Annotated in this window: 12 protein-coding genes; 3 read left to right on the top strand and 9 right to left on the bottom strand. The window is 60.6% G+C overall.

The window, feature by feature from the left end; translation table 11 throughout:
- The first annotated feature begins 77 nt into the window (after window positions 1-77).
- Both metX and G7Y41_RS01405 read left to right on the top strand, forming a co-directional pair.
- Complete coding sequence (gene metX, locus G7Y41_RS01410; RefSeq protein ID WP_165316145.1) at window positions 78-1,241, top strand: homoserine O-acetyltransferase MetX; 1,164 nt, start codon at window positions 78-80, stop codon at window positions 1,239-1,241.
- A 77-nt stretch (window positions 1,242-1,318) separates the two neighbouring features.
- Window positions 1,319-2,413, top strand: coding sequence for an alpha/beta hydrolase (locus G7Y41_RS01405; protein WP_165316144.1), 1,095 nt, complete (start codon window positions 1,319-1,321; stop codon window positions 2,411-2,413).
- A 125-nt stretch (window positions 2,414-2,538) separates the two neighbouring features.
- Here G7Y41_RS01405 and G7Y41_RS01400 read toward each other — a convergent pair whose 3' ends face one another.
- Window positions 2,539-3,912 carry a hypothetical protein gene (locus G7Y41_RS01400; protein WP_165316143.1) on the bottom strand — a complete coding sequence of 458 codons (1,374 nt, stop codon included), beginning with the start codon at window positions 3,910-3,912 and terminating at the stop codon, window positions 2,539-2,541.
- A 201-nt stretch (window positions 3,913-4,113) separates the two neighbouring features.
- Between G7Y41_RS01400 and G7Y41_RS01395 the strand changes: the two genes are divergently transcribed.
- Window positions 4,114-7,389 (top strand): FAD-binding and (Fe-S)-binding domain-containing protein, encoded by a 3,276-nt coding sequence (locus tag G7Y41_RS01395; protein ID WP_231367335.1) that lies wholly within the window; start codon window positions 4,114-4,116, stop codon window positions 7,387-7,389.
- A 194-nt stretch (window positions 7,390-7,583) separates the two neighbouring features.
- Here the strand turns inward: G7Y41_RS01395 and G7Y41_RS01390 are convergent, their stop codons facing one another.
- The 8 genes from G7Y41_RS01390 to G7Y41_RS10005 form a co-directional block, all read right to left on the bottom strand.
- Entirely contained in the window at window positions 7,584-9,188 is a 1,605-nt protein-coding gene (locus tag G7Y41_RS01390; protein ID WP_165217370.1) for an SLC13 family permease, read from the bottom strand.
- A 193-nt stretch (window positions 9,189-9,381) separates the two neighbouring features.
- Window positions 9,382-9,813: a hypothetical protein gene (locus tag G7Y41_RS01385; protein WP_196819527.1), complete on the bottom strand. Its 432-nt coding sequence runs from the start codon at window positions 9,811-9,813 to the stop codon at window positions 9,382-9,384.
- A gap of 58 nt (window positions 9,814-9,871) precedes the next feature.
- On the bottom strand, window positions 9,872-11,965 hold the full coding sequence (gene feoB / locus G7Y41_RS01380; protein ID WP_165316142.1) for a ferrous iron transport protein B: 2,094 nt from the start codon (window positions 11,963-11,965) through the stop codon (window positions 9,872-9,874).
- A gap of 56 nt (window positions 11,966-12,021) precedes the next feature.
- A complete protein-coding gene (locus tag G7Y41_RS01375) occupies window positions 12,022-12,246 on the bottom strand; it encodes a FeoA family protein (RefSeq protein ID WP_165217366.1) in 225 nt (74 codons plus the stop codon).
- Window positions 12,247-12,407: 161 nt separating this feature from the next.
- Window positions 12,408-13,802: an FAD:protein FMN transferase gene (locus tag G7Y41_RS01370; RefSeq protein WP_165316141.1), complete on the bottom strand. Its 1,395-nt coding sequence runs from the start codon at window positions 13,800-13,802 to the stop codon at window positions 12,408-12,410.
- Window positions 13,786-14,325, bottom strand: a complete 540-nt coding sequence (locus G7Y41_RS01365; RefSeq protein WP_231367334.1) for an FMN-binding protein — start codon at window positions 14,323-14,325, stop codon at window positions 13,786-13,788. The genes G7Y41_RS01370 and G7Y41_RS01365 overlap by 17 nt, the downstream gene beginning before the upstream one ends.
- A 5-nt stretch (window positions 14,326-14,330) precedes the next feature.
- Window positions 14,331-15,059, bottom strand: coding sequence for an ABC transporter ATP-binding protein (locus G7Y41_RS01360; protein WP_165217362.1), 729 nt, complete (start codon window positions 15,057-15,059; stop codon window positions 14,331-14,333).
- A 9-nt stretch (window positions 15,060-15,068) separates the two neighbouring features.
- Window positions 15,069-16,604: an ABC transporter permease gene (locus G7Y41_RS10005; protein ID WP_231367333.1), complete on the bottom strand. Its 1,536-nt coding sequence runs from the start codon at window positions 16,602-16,604 to the stop codon at window positions 15,069-15,071.
- Window position 16,605 lies beyond the last annotated feature (1 nt).

Here is a 16,605-nt window from a genome sequence, read left to right as displayed (position 1 = left end):
CAGGGACGCAGCACGATCGCTGCCCTGGAGTCAACGGATCTGACGAACGAAACGCCCGATCACAGAGAGGACACGTCATGTCGCACCAGACGCTACCTCCGGCTCCCATTTCCGGAGCATGGCACGAGGACGACCCCGCCGCATTTCGACGCTTCGCCGACCTGGGCGCACTGCGCCTTGAAAATGGCGCAGTTCTGCCCTCGGTGCGACTGGCATACGAAACCTGGGGCGCACTCAATGAGACGCGGTCGAATGCCGTTCTCGTGCTTCATGCCCTCACCGGTGATGCGCATGTTGTGGGCCCTGAGGCCCCCGGACAACCCACGCCCGGATGGTGGCCCGACATTGTCGGCCCGGGCTGCGCCATCGACACAGACCGCTATTACGTCGTCGCAGCCAACGTCCTGGGAGGCTGTCAGGGGTCAACCGGACCGTCCTCGAAGGCACCGGATGGGAAACCCTGGGGATCACGATTTCCCCTCGTTTCGACGCGTGATCAGGTCCGGGCCGAGGCGCGCCTGGCCGACCTCCTGGGGGTCGACACGTGGTCCGTTGTCATCGGCGCATCACTGGGAGGACACCGCGCAATCGAGTGGGCGGTGAGCTATCCCGAGCGGGTGGATCGCCTGATCGTCGTTGCCTCGGGCGCGCAAACGACCGCCGATCAGGCCGCGTGGTGTCACACCCAGATCCGGGCCATTGAGTTAGATCCCCACTGGAATGGTGGTGACTATTACGAGGGACCGCAGGGCCCCACCAGCGGCCTCGCCCTCGCCCGCCAGATCGCGCACACCACCTACCGATCACCCGGCGAACTCAACAAGCGTTTTGGTCGTCTCCCCCAGCGTCAAGAAGATCCACTGCACGGGGGACGCTTAGCGGTCGAATCCTATTTGGACTATCACGGAGACAAGCTCGTGCGTCGCTTTGATGCCGGGTCCTATGTGACGCTGTGCCGGTCGATGCTCTCTCACGATATTGGTCGCGACCGCGGCGGACAGCAGGAAGCTCTCCGCCTGGTCACGGCCCGCACCCTCGTGATCGCTGTGGATTCGGATCGACTTTTCTCCCCCGATCAGGTGTGGCAGATGGCCGACGGCATTCACGGTGCTTACTACCGGGAGATCCATTCAGCGAATGGACACGACGGGTTCCTCATCGAATCCGGACAGACAACGGGCTTTATCAACGAGTTCCTCACTGAACGCATCCCTTCGCGTGCGTCGGTCTTTGCTCGCTGAAAGCACCTGAGAGAGTACGTGAAGATCAGAAGGGTATTTCCGCGCTTGGAAGAGCAGATTCGCTCTATCCTTGGTGCATGAGTGAACCCATTGATGTCCTTGCCCCCTGGGGAGATGCTGGCCCCGCACCCGTCAATCAATGGCGACACGATATTCTTGGCGCGGCATTTGAGTCTCGAACGATCGAGCTTCTTCCCGATGCCGAAGGCGACAACGTCGCCACCTTGGTTCGCTACCTTCCCCACCGCGACCCTGCGTCAACTCCCCGGGCCCGTTCATTCCCGCGCTTCGCCGCCCTGTATATTCACGGCCGCAACGACTATTTTTTCCAAACCGAGTTGGCCCGGTCTATGGCGGACTCAGGAGCGGCTTTCTACGCCCTTGACCTGCGCAAATACGGGCGTTCATTGCGTCCGTGGCAAACGATCGGCTACACCGACGACCTCAACACCTACGACGAGGAAATCGGTGAGTCCCTTGACATCATCCGGTCTGAGCAGGGCGATCTCCCACTGGTGATCGTCGCTCATTCAACGGGTGGTCTCATTGCTACCCTGTGGGCTCACCGCCATCCGGGGGCCCTCGGTGGTCTGATTCTCAATTCTGCATGGCTCGAAATGCAGACACTGGCGAATCTTCGGTCAACGATCCAGCCCGTCCTCGGGCAAATCGCGTACTACAGCCCGATGTGGCCGGTTCCGATGGGGTCAGGTCCCGACTTCTACGCCCGCTCTCTCGTTGATGGCTGGTCCGGTTCCGGCCTGACAACTCCCCCGTCATTTTCAGGGAACGAGGACGATCCGGCCTTCACCGGGTGGGATTATGCGCACGAATGGAAACGACCCGGATCGTATCCGGCACAGGTGTCCTGGTTGGACGCGGTTCTTCGTGGTCACGAGGTCGTCAACGAGGGCGTGGACATTTCCTGTCCCGTGCTGTCGATGACATCATCGGGATCGTATTTCGGGGAGCAGTGGGATGAACAGGTCTTCACCTGTGACGTTGTTCTTGACGTGGAAGTCATCGCGAAGCGGGCGGCAACTCTCGGTCCCTTGGTGACGGTCGCTCATTTCCCAGGCAAACACGATCTCTTCCTCTCAGATCCCTGGGTTCGCGCCGATGTCTATTCGCTCATGCGCCGATGGTGCGGAGCTTTTGTCGCCGCAGAATAAGAACGAGGAGCTGCGGGGATAACCGCTCCCGCTGGCAAAGCCGCGCTGATTGAGAGCGCCTCCGCGACGGGGCACGCCGCATATCCCAGGGAAAGCTGTGCTCACTGGACACGCCCCTTTTGGTGTTAGTGTTTTCCTCTGCGCCCACCGCGTGCGGGAGCGTTCTCAAATTCGCGGATGATCGCGACGTTGATTTCATCGAGGGATTCGGCAAGAGTTGGCCCCTGACGATCCGCCAATCGCAAAAGCTCCCACGGTTGCCCAGAAACGGAGTAGGCGGAGAAGAGATCTTCCGGACTTGCGTAACTTGCCCCTCCGGCCCGAAGGTTACCGAACTTCGACAAGACAAGACCCTGAGGAAGCAGAAGGTCGGAATGGGCGATAAGCGCAGTGTCTTCCCCGATAAGTTGCGCCAGCACGGTCAGTCCCTCAACGTCCCTGTTGAGGAGGGGAAGACCCGCTGCACGAGCATCGGCAATCAGCGGCGATTCTCCCACAGCGGTATCGACCGACGAAGAGACCGCAGCGTCTGAGGCTCCACCGTCGTTGACCCCACCTAAACCATGTCCACCCGAATTGAGGGCTGAGCCACCAGCTCGATCACCTCGATCATGAGGGAAGGCCTCGCTGCTGGGGAAGGAATTTCGGTCAGTGCTCTCACTGGACACTCGGCGACGACCTACCCGCGAGGGCGAAGAAGATCCCGCCTGCGCCGACGCCATTTGCTCAGCTGGAGTGGGCACCGGAGTCAATTGATGCGGCAGGGGATCCGTTGACACCAAGCGGTCGACTACCGGATCCGTTGGAGAGGGCCGCTGCTCCCGTGCGGGTGCAGCCTCCTGCTGCGACACGCGAGAGTCCTCACGGGAATCACGCGCCGCAGTGATTTCACTCAGCTGCCCGCTCCCACCGAGGACGACCTGCGGGGCATGCCCGTACAGGCGTGGACCCACTTCCTGAACTTCAAGGAACATCCGGCCGTTGGACATCTGCCGAATAGTCATTTCGTGCACTTCCACGCCGGATGTGGCGAGAACATCCAGTGCTGGCCGAACTTCCGGGGCAATGGAGCCAACAACCATCACCAGTCGGGGACCTGCACCGGCTGAAGGTGGCATGGCGTCACGGAACTGAATCCATCCCCGCTTAAACCCGTCGATCCCCCCGGGGTGTTCCTGGGCAAGATCCGACCACGATAGGGAAGCTGCCTCCGCCAGGCGTGACAGCGACGCAATGAGCATGTCGGAGTCAAGATGGGCAACGACCTCGACGGAAACAACCTGACCGGCGGCATCCAGCGCGGTCAGACGCGGGGCCTGAGAACCGGAGTCACGAGTACGCGCAACATCGTTCCACGTGATCGGAAAGAGCGGACGCGACACGATTTCAAGCACCTGGGAGCACACCGCGTTGGTCATCTCAGGGCTTACCCCCTGGGCAACGGGGTATCCGAATTGAGCAGGGATGAGTCGCCCATCCTCAAATTCGAATAGCGCCATCGGTCACGCTCCCCTCACATACGCGGGCGATCAGCTGTGGTCCGCGGCCCGGCGACACCACGGGTGCCATTGTCCCACAGATAGTCCGCAGCGTCACTGCGCAGCCCGCGCTTCTTCATTGACGAGGACGGCTCCGGCCCCCGAGGGTTCAGACTTCGATCGGGGCTGCCGCACGTCCTCGTCCTACGTACAATTTCCCTCATGAGCGCTGACCGGACCCCGAGAACCACCTCCGATGCGGCGATGACCTCTCCAGGCTCCGCGCACACGATCCCCGCGCCAACATCCGGACCCTCTGCGCCCTCACGCAGCGCCACTCTTCGTGACTTAGCGCCCGTGAACGGGACACAGACAGATCAGGCGTGGGCGCCCTCGTCCCTGGACAATGATCCCCGGATCGCACAATTCTTCACCGAGCTGCGTCAGGCAATCACGGGCGAGGTCGACACACACACGGCAACCCGCGCCCGCTATTCAACGGACGCCGGCTTATACCGGATCCCCCCGCTGGGAGTCGTTTATCCGCGAACACGTCAGGACGTGGTGACAACTCTCGATCTGTGTCGCTCCCACGCAGTTCCGGTGACGAATCGCGGCGGCGGCACCTCGTGTTCAGGAAACGCCATCGGTCCGGGCATCGTCATTGATTTCACCCGTCACCTCAACCGGGTCCTGTCAATCGACCCGGAAACAAAAACCGCCGTCGTGGAACCCGGATGCATCGAGTCAACACTCCAGGCTGCTGCCAAGCCTTTCGGTTTGCGCTTCGGTCCTGACCCCTCGAGTCAAAACCGCGCAACGATCGGCGGAATGGTGGGGAATAACGCGTGCGGACCCCACGCGACGGCATGGGGGCGAACAGCAAGCAACATTGTGTCAATGGAATGCGTGGACGGCACCGGCAGACATTTCACCGCCCGCACGAGCCACGACTCTGCGATCCACGAAATACCCGGACTCGCCCACCTGATCGATACGAACCTCGAAATAATCCGCACTGAACTGGGACGTTTCTCCCGTCAGGTTTCCGGTTATTCTCTTGAATTACTCACGCCGGAGCATCACCGTAACCTCGCGGCAATGCTTGTGGGCACCGAGGGAACCCTCGTCACGATCCTCGAAATCACCGTCACACTCGTTGACCTTCCGGCTGCTCCCGTGCTGGTGGCGCTGGGATATCCCGACATGATTGCCGCGGCAGATGACGTACCTGCGCTTCTTGAGCACCATCCACTTGCCGTTGAAGGGCTGGATTCTCGGCTCGTTGACGTTGTCCGTCACCACAACGGCCCAGGAAGTGTGCCTGACCTGCCCGCAGGGAATGGCTGGCTCATGTGCGAGATGAGCTCAGACACCGTGGAAGACTCTCTCGCGCGCGCTCGTGAACTGGCGGCATCAGCCCACACCGATGCCGTAGCGATCTACCCGCCGGGAGAGGATGCCACCCGCCTGTGGCGTATTCGTGCCGACGGTGCCGGACTGGGTGGACGCACCCCGGTGAATATCCACACCGGTGGCGGCAACGAACAAGCATGGCCCGGGTTCGAGGACGCGGCGGTTCCCCCGCAACACCTGGGAGCATATCTGCGTGACTTCACGGCACTGATGACGCGTTATGGAATCGACGGCCTGCTGTATGGCCATTTCGGTGACGGCTGTGTCCATGTGCGCCTGAATTTCCCCATCGAAACGGACGACGGGGTTGCCCACACGAGACGCTTCCTTGAGGAAGCGGCACAGATCTGTGCGCGACACGGCGGTTCTGTCTCGGGGGAACACGGGGATGGGCGCACGCGTTCTGAGCTTCTTCGCTTCATGTATTCCCCGGAGCTTCTCGATCTTTTTGCCCAGGTCAAAGCGATTTTTGACCCTGAGAATCTCATGAATCCTGGTGTTCTCACCGCGCCGATGTCACCGGCTCAGGCCCAGGCGCGGCGCGTGGAACGCCGCAGTCAAGATGCCACCGCAGCCTCGCAGCAAGATCCACAACCCGGAGTTGACCTCGTTGACCAATTCCTTCGCCGCCCTGCCGCGCGCCGTCTCCTCGCGGACGGAGGATTTGCGTTTAGTGAAGACGGAGGTGACTTCTCCACGGCGATCCACCGATGCACCGGAGTGGGCAAGTGCCGAGCCACGATCCCCGGCACATTCATGTGCCCCAGTTGGAAAGCCTCGTCCCAGGAAAAAGACGTCACTCGCGGTCGCGCACGTACCCTTCAAGAAGCTGCTAATGGTCAACTCATCGCCGCGATCGACTCACCGGAAGTTCTTCAGGCCCTTGACTTGTGCCTTGCATGTAAGGCGTGCTCCTCGGACTGTCCCGCGGGTGTTGACATGGCCAGATACCGGTCCGAGGTTCTCTTTCGGCGCTACCAAGGGCGCATACGCCCACTCTCGCACTATGCGCTCGGGTGGCTTCCGCGGTGGACGAGGCTGTCGGCACGGATCCCCGGGGTTGCGGCAATGGGAAATGCGCTGCTTTCCGTCGACGCAATCCGGCGCATCGTGTTCTCCCTCATCGGTTTGGATGCCAGGCGTCCGATGCCGCCTCTCCAGTCGGGCACCTTCTCGCGCTGGGCGAAGAAACGCGGACTTTGCTCTGCGGTCCCGTCCTTGACGGTCTCGTCCTCGTCCCCCGAAACATACGACCCCGCGGGGCCGCTGCCTGAGTGGCCCCGCGACAACACGCTCACCGCAGCGCAGTCCGAAGCGGCGGGCGATCATGGGCACGCCACCTCCCCCAAGGACCCACATGGGAGGCCCTACGTTGTGGTGTGGGCGGACTCGTTTAGTCAGACACTTGACGACACGGGGGCGCGCAGCGTTGTTGAGCTGCTTGAACGCAATGGGTTCGCGCCGATTGTTGCGCCGGATGTGTGCTGTGGTCTCACCTGGGTGACAACGGGACAGCTGGCGGGCGCGCGGAAAAAACTCACGTCCCTGCTGAGTGCGCTCGCGCCCTTTGCTGCCAATGGCATCCCGATCGTCGGTATTGAGCCGTCGTGTACGGCGGTGCTGCGCGACGATCTGCGTGATCTCCTGCCCGATGATCCCCGGGCACACCTGGTGTCCCAAGCAACGCAGACACTTGCTGAGCTTCTCAGTTCCGTTGACCCCAGCGAGCGTCACCTCCCTGATCTCACCGGCGTTGACGTCGTTGCGCAGCCACACTGTCATCACTACTCCGTCATGGGGTGGGATGCGGATCAGGCACTCCTGGAAAGCCTGGGAGCACGCGTGATCCGCCTCGACGGATGCTGCGGACTTGCGGGGAACTTCGGAATGGAACGCGGACACTACGACATGTCCGTTGCTGTTGCCTCGCAGTCACTGCTTCCCGCTCTCGAACAATACCCTGACGCGATATATGTTGCTGATGGATTCTCCTGTCGCACGCAGGCGCAGCAGCTGGCTGCCCGGGGCGGGGTTCATCTGGCCACTTTGCTCGCGTCTGGGCCCGGTGGCCCGGCCCGCTAGGTCGCTGCGCGGGGGTGGGGAGGCGCGCAGTCGTCCTCGTTAATGAAGGGCGGCGACAAACGAAGTGCGGGTGGGAGGCTACTCGCGACCACCCACCCGCACCGTCTGTTGTGACACCTCACGTTCGCCTCATCCAGGCACCCCCACGTAAAGCGATCGGGGGACGAGGACGAGGCAGATTGAGGCGCCGCGTCTTAGAAGGTCAGGCCAAACACTGGCACGCCGATGAGAAGAACCACCAGCGGGATGAGGACAATGCCCGCCAGGTTGAGCCACACGCCCGTTTTGACCATGTCGCCGATCTTCACATAACCCGAGGAGTAGGCAATCGCATTCGGCGGTGTTGCCACCGGCAGCATGAACGCGAAGGTTGCCGCCAATGCCACGGGGACAGCGAGAAGCATGACGTTCATCGGGTTGTCAGTCGTCAGGCCGATGCCCATCGCAATGCCACCCATGATCGGCAGGAACGCGGCCGCCGTGGCGGTATTGGATGTCAGTTCCGTCAGGAAGATGATGATTGTCGTGATCGCCGCGAGGATGAGAATCATCGGGAGGACGCCCAGAGCCTTCGACTGTTCACCGATCCACAGGGACAATCCGAGCTTGGAGAACATCGCCGACAGGGACAGGCCACCTCCAAAGAGGAGAAGAACATCCCACGGAAGTTCAGCCGCAGTCTTCCAATCCAGCAGGCGCGTTCCTTTCGCGAAGTCCGCGGGGATGAGGAAGAGGAGGAGGGCTGCCGTCATGCCAATGAGCGAATCAGAGATCACCAGAGTCGCACCCGTGAGGTCAAGGATGAACGGAACAAACACCCATGACAGCGCCGCGAGAAGGAAGATCAGCAGGACGCTGATCTCCGGGCGACGCATCCGCCCAAGTTCTTTCCACTGATTCTCAATGAGTTCGCGGCCACCGGGAATCTCGGAGATCTCCGGCTTGAAGAGGACGAACACCATGAGCCACCAGGCAAAGAGCAGGAAGATCACAGCGAGTGGAGCTCCCACGAGCATCCATTGCCCGAAGCCGATGTGAATGTCGTGATTTTCTGACAGATAGGCAACGAGGAGAGCGTTCGGCGGTGTGCCAATGATCGTTGCAACGGAGCCAATTGATGCCGCGTATGCGATACCGAGCATGAGAGATGTTGCAAATTTCCGAATCTGGGCCATTCCGCCGACCAGCTCTGCAACGAGTTTGAGGACCGACAGGCCAATCGGCAGCATAACAACCGCCGTTGCTGTGTTGGACACCCACATCGACATGAATCCTGTCGCGATCATGAACCCGAGGACGAGTTGGCGTGGTTTCGTGCCGACGAGCAGAACCACACCGAGGGCGATCCTGACGTGGAGATTCCATTTCTGCATTGCCAGGGCGATCATGAATCCACCCATGAAGAGGTAGATCGTGTCAGAGGCGTAGGGAGCGGCAACTTCTTTGAATGTTGCCACTTGGAAAGCTGGGAAGATTACCAATGGCAGCAGCGCTGTTGCTGCCAGGGGGATTGCCTCAGTCATCCACCAGACTCCAAGAAGTACTGCCGCACATGCGACGACCCGCAGCCCGATGTCGGTGAAAGGAACGAATTCCTCACCTTTTGCTGCGGCCGACGCCTGAGCGATTTCGTTAATCTGGTCCACGCCTGAGGCCGGGAAGAGGAAGAATACGAGCGCCGCCAACGCAAGTCCGCTGACGATGCCAATGATCTGACGTTTCCAGGTGCCCGAGTCAGGTGCTTTTTCTTGAGTTCCTGGGGCGACCGTTGTCGCTTCGTGTGTGATAGGGATTCCCACCGCTGCACTCCTTCTAACAGTTGAGACGGTCGTCACTAACCCTTTTACTGTAATCGGGACATTGGTCCCTCGTCAGCGGTTACCCAAAAATTACCAAATTGTGATCAAAATTCCTGCGGCGGCGGGTAGCACAATCCTCACGCACCCTCGTGCGCCCCACTCCAGCTACCGTCACCGCGGCCTCGGAAATGAACTATTTTCTCGGCCCCAAGGGGATGAGCGGACACCCCGCACAGTGGAGACGCACATCCGGTGAATCCCCACCGTGGCATGCCCCTAGGCCTGAAGCACAGAGAGTTTCCGCGCGATCAAGCAGTCCGGTACGCTCGAATTCCTCGATCATCACCGCAGCGAGCTGGGGATCCACTCCCGCCTGAGCTGCCGCCGCCGTGACCGTTGCGCCGCGGCTGAGCTGGCGAAAAAGTCGTTCGCGTGCAGTCCCGGCTCCACCGCGATCCTCAGGCTCATCGCACGGACCCGTAGTTTCGGCTTCAGTCATGCCAGCGGAATCCTGATGAACGAGGACGGGCGCGGGTGTTCCACCTGAGAACTCTTTGAGGCGCGCTACGCAGGTGTCAAGGTGAAAGATGCGGCGGCGACGCGCCGCACGAAGGGTAAAACTCATCAGCTCCACCTCCACAAGCACACACTCGACGCAGTGATTCGATCAACGCATGGGCGGCTCATAGGAACAGCTTTCCCACTTGGAAGATTGCCACTGCGAGGATCCACGCAGCGGCCAGCTGAACAACAACCGCGGCGGCGGTCCGTTTCCCACCGATCTGGCGAGCCTGTTCGGCAACTGTTGCCAGACAGGGGGTGTATGCCAGAACAAACACCATGAAGCCGAAGGCGGCGATGGGGGCGGCATTCCCGGCAGATGACCGGAAAGATTCGGTGACGAGCTGCGGGAGGGACCCCAGGTCGCTGCCGCCGTCTTCGGCGTCGCCTCCGGCGACTTCGGGGTCGAGGTTGTAGGAGGTGACGATTGACGAGATCACGGTTTCTTTCGCAACGAATCCGGTCATCAGCGCCCCCGTCATGTGCCATTCACCAAAGCCTGTGGGAGCGAAAACCGGGACAAGTGCCTGAGCGGTTGCGCCGTAGAGAGAGTCCTCCATCGCCAGGTCCTCATCGGCGAAGGCGTGTCCCGCCGTTACGGGAATCGCACTCATGAGCCACACAACGAAGGACATGGCAACGATGATTTTGCCGGCGCCGGTAACGAATGCCCAGGCCCTCATCCACGTGTTTTTAAGCGTCACGAGGATGCGCGGCATCTGGTAGGCGGGAAGAACGAGCATTAGAGGCGCCTGCGTTTCACCGCGCGTCACGAAAGGCTTCAGGACGAGCGCCCCGAGGATCACCAGGGTCAGCGAGAGCATGTAGAGGATGAAGACAACGGTGCCGGCGTTGTTGGGGAAGAAGATCCGGGAGATCATCAGGTAAATCGTCAGCCGCGCGGCACACGAGGTGTAGGGCGTGATCAGTGTTGTCACGAGGCGTTGCCTGGCACTTGGCAGGGTGCGCGTGGCAGCCAAAGAGGGAAGATTGCAGCCAAAACCCATGATTAACGGCATAATGACTCGTCCGTCAAGACCAATGGCTCGCATGACACGATCACCGAGGAATGCCGCTCTAGCCATGTACCCGGAGTCTTCAAGGATCGAAATCATGAGGAATATGACGAACATCAACGGCAGGAAGGAGGCAACAACCCCAAGTCCCGTTGCAATCCCGCCGATGAGGAGCCCGTGAAGCCACGATTGATCCCATCCGAAGAATCCCAGCAGCGCATTAATCGCCTGGGCAACAGAGACGGCTCCGGGGTCTTCATTGGTAAAAAGCTGATCAAAGAAATCCTGGACGGGCCCCACCCATTCCCCTGCGATCTTGAAAAGGAACCACATGAGCGCAAAGAACACGGGGATCCCCACAAGCGGGTGCAGGAGGAATCGGTCAATTTTGTCAGATCGAGAGAGTTTTGCCTGATCAGCGCGCTTACCGAAGGCCTGTGTTTCAACATTTTCAACCCAGGCAAAGAGTTCATCGGCCTGTGCGAGGACATCCGTCAGAGCCGGCATATCATCGCCGTCAATCTCCGCGTCGTCGAGGAGGCCACGGTCATCGTCGGAAATTGTCGTCTCCGTGGCGGCGGCTTTGGCGTACCCGGGTGCCGCGGGGCTCGGGGTGATTCCTTTGACACGAGGACGAGTGTGCAGGGCTGCGGTCACCATGTCGGCAACCCCTTCGATGCCGGCATTTCTGCGGGGGTCAATCGCCATGACAGGAATTCCAAGCGTTGCCCCCAGCGCCGCAACGTCAACGGATTCCCCTTCGTGTTCAACAACGTCACTCAGGGTGACGAGGGCGGCAACGGGTTGTCCTGTTCGGGCGACTTGGCCGAGGAGATACAGTGAGCGCGTCATCGCCGTGGCATCAAGAACAACGAGGACGAGGTCGACGCCCCCTCCTCGGATCGGATCGGTAAAAGAACCGGGGGCTCCGGCGAGGGTGTCAACAACAACCTGTTCGTCCTGCGAGTTCGCGATCAGAGAGTAGGTTCCCGGCATGTCGAGGAGCCGGGCGTCAATGGCACCCCACGTTCCCGACATGACCTCAACGGTGGTTCCCGGCGCGTTGATCACGGCTTGGCGCGCCCCGGTGAGCTGATTAAATAGCGTTGATTTCCCAACGTTGGGGTTGCCCACAAGAAGAATGGTTGGCTGTCCCCCTTCGCGGTGCGAGGGCGATGAGGCAGCGGCCACTCCGGGCATTGATGCACGGTGGGTTGTGCATGTTGAGGACGCGGATGGGGAACACTTTGGGCAGCTCATGCGAGTTCTTCAACCTCGATCCGGCGGGCACTGCGCGCATCAACGGCAACGCGGGTCCCTGCAATGTTGACGACGATTCCTCCGAATGCCGCGCGATTAGCCAAGAAGAATTGGGCTCCCACGCGCACGCCAAGCTCTTCGAGGCGCAGACGATGAGCCGGCTCAACATTGACGGCGAGGAGCCGCCCTCGGGTGTTTGGCACGCAAGAGGAAAGCAACATGAGGTCAGGTTAGTCTTGCCTGCCTTAATTTACCTAGCCGAAAGTCCCTAATGGCAATCGACATCACTCACACATGCGGCCATGACACCTCGCCACGTCGGATCCGCCAAGCCACAGTGCGCACCCACGCGGAGATTCGCAAGCGAAAGCACCGACCTCGGTCAGGGCGCCAACGATTCGCGCGGCATCCACTGCGCACCGGGGGAACACACCACGTCCTCGGCCCGATCCCCCAGTGCGATGAATGACCACCGCGGATCAAGACCTCGATGCATGGCCCAACGCTCAATCGCTTCCTCGTCAACACATTCAACGCCACCGATGAGAATCGCGGTTGACAGCGCCTCAGCCATGACTCCGGACTGACTCAGGACACTCACCTGACGAAAAGGCCCCGAGGAGGGACGCCCTGTCCGCGGGTCAATGATGTGATGGAGGAACATCCCTTCAAGGAATTCCGCCTGGCTCTCAGTGCGCGCAGTACTGCGAGGAACGCGTCCCTGACGATCCTGTGACTTCGCGCCGCTTGCGCGCCCGGCATTCACGTCGTCCTCGCCAAGAACATCGATCCCCTGCGTCCGGGGGGCGAGTGCCCGAAGGAGAGCCGGCCCCACGTAGTCACCCGAGGTTGCCAGTGCCCGGAATCCACCCGTGGGCCCCTGGGAATCACTGCGTGTTCTTCTGACGGAACTGGGCGCTTGGCCAGGCGATGTCTGCGCACCACGGGAGCTTTCTTCACCGAGTGGCACCCATCCAACCCATCGGCTTTCGCTTGCTCCGGGGTCACGTAAACCGACTTTCCAGACACTCCCATCCACTCTGGTTCCCCGTACCGTCACGGACGAGGTTCCCAGGGACACCAGCACCCCACCTGCGCCCAGCTCCATGATCCGCTCAGCCAGGCGATCCGCCGTCAGCCCCTTCGCGATCCCTCCCAGGTCAACGCGCGGGTTGATTCCCATGAACGAGGACGAGCGGGCGTCGATGCCACCCGAATCCTTCATATCGCTGAGGTGTCCCCGTCTTCTCTGTGACCGACCATCAACCCCCAATACCCATCGACGAGGCGCGAGACGATGGATCCTCTCAAGCGAGGTGGCCGCGAGCGCCGCCTCGATATCCTCGGACGTGGGAAGAGGACGAATACCTGCGCCGTCGAGGAACGCCTGGTGACGTCCCTTGACATCCCACAGGTCAACAAGCGCACCGATGAGTGGCGTGAACACTCCGCCGCAGGCACGTGAGAGTTCGCAGGCGTCACGCAGGAGCTCATCGGTCAGGGCATCCACGGCGGCTGCGTCCTCGTCCCCTGAAAATGGCGGAGAAAGTGACGCGGAGGCGAAGCAGTTGAGCCGTGAAATATCCGAATCGGGGCGGAACACGGAAAAGAGTGCCTCATCGTGAGCAACCACGGAGCATGCTGCTTCGGTGATTGCGTGGAGGTCTCCGCCCCACCCGCTGATGTCGACGCGGGTTCCCATCGCGGGGAAAGACACGGACCAACCATAGGTGTCGCCACCATTGGGGACGATGCGGACTTCAGTTTGTTGAGCCACCCAGGTCCTCATCGAGGGTGGGATCTGTGGATTCCGTGCCGGTGTTGAGTCCAGGAATGTCGATCTTGTCAGCTGAGGCGTCGTTGTTGACTCCCTGAGCGGCTGAGATCGCGCGGATCGCGGCTTGCACGAACTGGCTGTGGGCAACGGTTGCCCCCGAGATCACGTCAACTTGAGTGAGGTCACCGGTTTCGGTGAGCTTTTGGGAATACTGGGCGAAGGATTCAACGGCCTTTTGGGCGCGATCGTAGTAGTCCTTGTTGAAGACCTTGCCAGAGGAATCTTTCCCGTAGTCTGAGTCTTTGAGATGCCCATCTGATTCCTCAGTCTGGTACTCGGATCGGGTGATTTTCCCATCTTTGACGGTGATTGTCAGCGCGCCAACGGCTCCTTGTTCATCCGGGTTGGACAGCCCGGTCCATTCGCCGTCTCGCATGGGGATGGACATGTCGATCGTTGGCTGAGTCGAACATGCCGCAAGGATCATTGCGGTCAGCCCCATCATTGATCCCCACTGACTCATCCGCCTCACAGCGTCACCGTGTCCTTCCCCTGAGTGCGTGGATTTTCACTGTCATGATCGTGCCACGTTTCTTTGATGATCCGGCCATGATCGAGACGAATTTCTCGCTGTCCTTGCGATGCAACGAGCGCGTCATGGGTGACGACCATCAGCGTTGTTCCTTCGCGGTGAAGCTGCTGGAACAGATTGAGAACGATCTCCTCGTTCTTTTCGTCAAGGTTGCCGGTCGGTTCGTCAGCCAGCAGCAGCTTCGGGTAGTTGATTAGAGCGCGAGCAACGCACACGCGCTGCTGTTCACCACCGGAAAGCTGACGGGGAAGGTGTGTTGCCCGGTCCGCAAGGCCAACACGATCGAGGGCTTCCATCGCTTCTTTCTCATCGGGAACCGAGTGGTAGTACTGGGCGACCATGATGTTTTCCACTGCCGTCAGGTGTGGAATGAGGTGGAACTGCTGGAACACGAGGCCGATGGTCTGGCAGCGGATCTCCGTGAGTTCGTTGGTTGTCAGGTCGGAGATGTCGGCGCCGTCAAGCATGACGGTTCCCTGGCTCGCCGTGTCCATGCAGCCGACGATATTCATCATTGTTGTTTTCCCTGATCCGGAAGGGCCAACGATGGATAGCCACTGTCCGCGGGGGATTTCGAGGGATACGTTGTCCAGGGCGTGCAGCTCGCCGTAGATCTTTGACACACCGCGCAGGTCCAGCAGCGGCGATTGCGATTCTTCGGTCATGATGTTCTCTCATTCTCCGCGCAAGACGAGCGCGGGATCAACAGCTGCGGCGCGACGCACGGGCGACAGGCACGCGATGACGGACACGGCAACGGACGCGAGGATCGTCACGATGATGATCAGGGGGTTCACGGCGATCGTCCGGTGGAAGACGTTCAGGGACACGAGTGCGGCGAGGCCGAAGCCCAGCGCAGCGCCGATAATGCCACCGATGAGTCCAAGGACAACGCCCTCGCCGATGAACTCCCAGACGATGGATGTCGAGGTTGCACCCAGGGCTTTCCGTAGCCCGATTTCGTTGCGACGCTCGGTCACAACGGCCACCATCGTCGTCGACACACCGATGATTGTCAGCGCCAGGACAATGACGGTGACGATGAGGAGGAGAGATCGCAGCATCTCAAGGACCCCTGTGTCAGACTGCGCAAGACGTTTCACGGTCTGAGCGTGAACGCCGTCGACCTGCGTATTGATCGAATCAACAAGGCCCGCCAACTGCTCGCCCTCAAGAGCAACCGAGTATTCAGCGAGTGAGTAATGCGGTTGTTGCCCCGTGAGTGTGGACATATCCGAATACCCCATGAACAGGTATTGGTCGTCGTTTCCTCCGGTTTTCAAGATCCCGGACACCGTCAGCGTCACTGTGGCCGGGGTGTCCGCGTTGGCCGATGCGTGCGCGGCCTGGGTCATTGACGAGGACGACTCGCGCGTTTCCCCGTGGCCGGCATCGTCACCGTGGCCTACGTGGTCACTGTGATCGGCGTGGTCACCATGTGCAGCGTGGTCACCGTGCCCGGGATGGTCACCGTGACCTGAGTGCCCGGCGTGGGCGTCATGACCCGCATGATCACTGTTCCCGGGAGCGCTGGCGTGGCCCGCATGATTGCCGTGACCCGCATGGTCGCTGTGGTTTTCGCTATTGCCCGACTGAGCTGCCTCGTGATCATGAGCGCACTCACCTGAGCCGCTGGTTCCCGTGAAGATGTCCATTCCAGGTGCGGCAGCGTCACCTTTGAGTGGTTTCGACGTGTCGATAGCGGCAGAACCTGACTGAGATGTCGCGTTGAGCAGTGACACGTCGATCTGATCACCGACTGTGACACCGATTGTCGACGCGATTTCCTCGCCAATGAGCACCTGTCCTGAGCCCTGAGGCCAGTCTCCGTCGATATACCAGAAGGGGTTGACGGTTTTCGCTGCCTCGAAGTCGATTCCGGCCCCCACATACGGCTGATCGTTGACAACAACGGTTTCGTAATCGAAAGCGGCATATCCAATGAGCGCCTCCGATTCCACACGCTCGGCCACCGATTTCAGATCCGCATCTGCCAGCGCAGACGAGTCCTCGCCTGGAGTGACCACGAGGTTTGCCCCGTAGGATCGCACTTCCCTGGCCATCTGCGCAGGCACGTCAATGGCAATCGTTGCCAGGCCCGACAGAGTTGTTCCGCCGATGGCAACGGCGAGGATCGCAATGAACACGCGCGAGCGGCGACGAAGAATGGATGAGAGCACCATCCGGAAGAACATTGAACGACGAGTCATG

The organism is Schaalia sp. ZJ405, from assembly GCF_011038885.2.
GTDB lineage: Bacteria > Actinomycetota > Actinomycetes > Actinomycetales > Actinomycetaceae > Pauljensenia.
The sequence above is the reverse complement of the archived record's forward strand: the minus strand, read 5'-3'. Positions and strand labels throughout refer to the sequence as shown.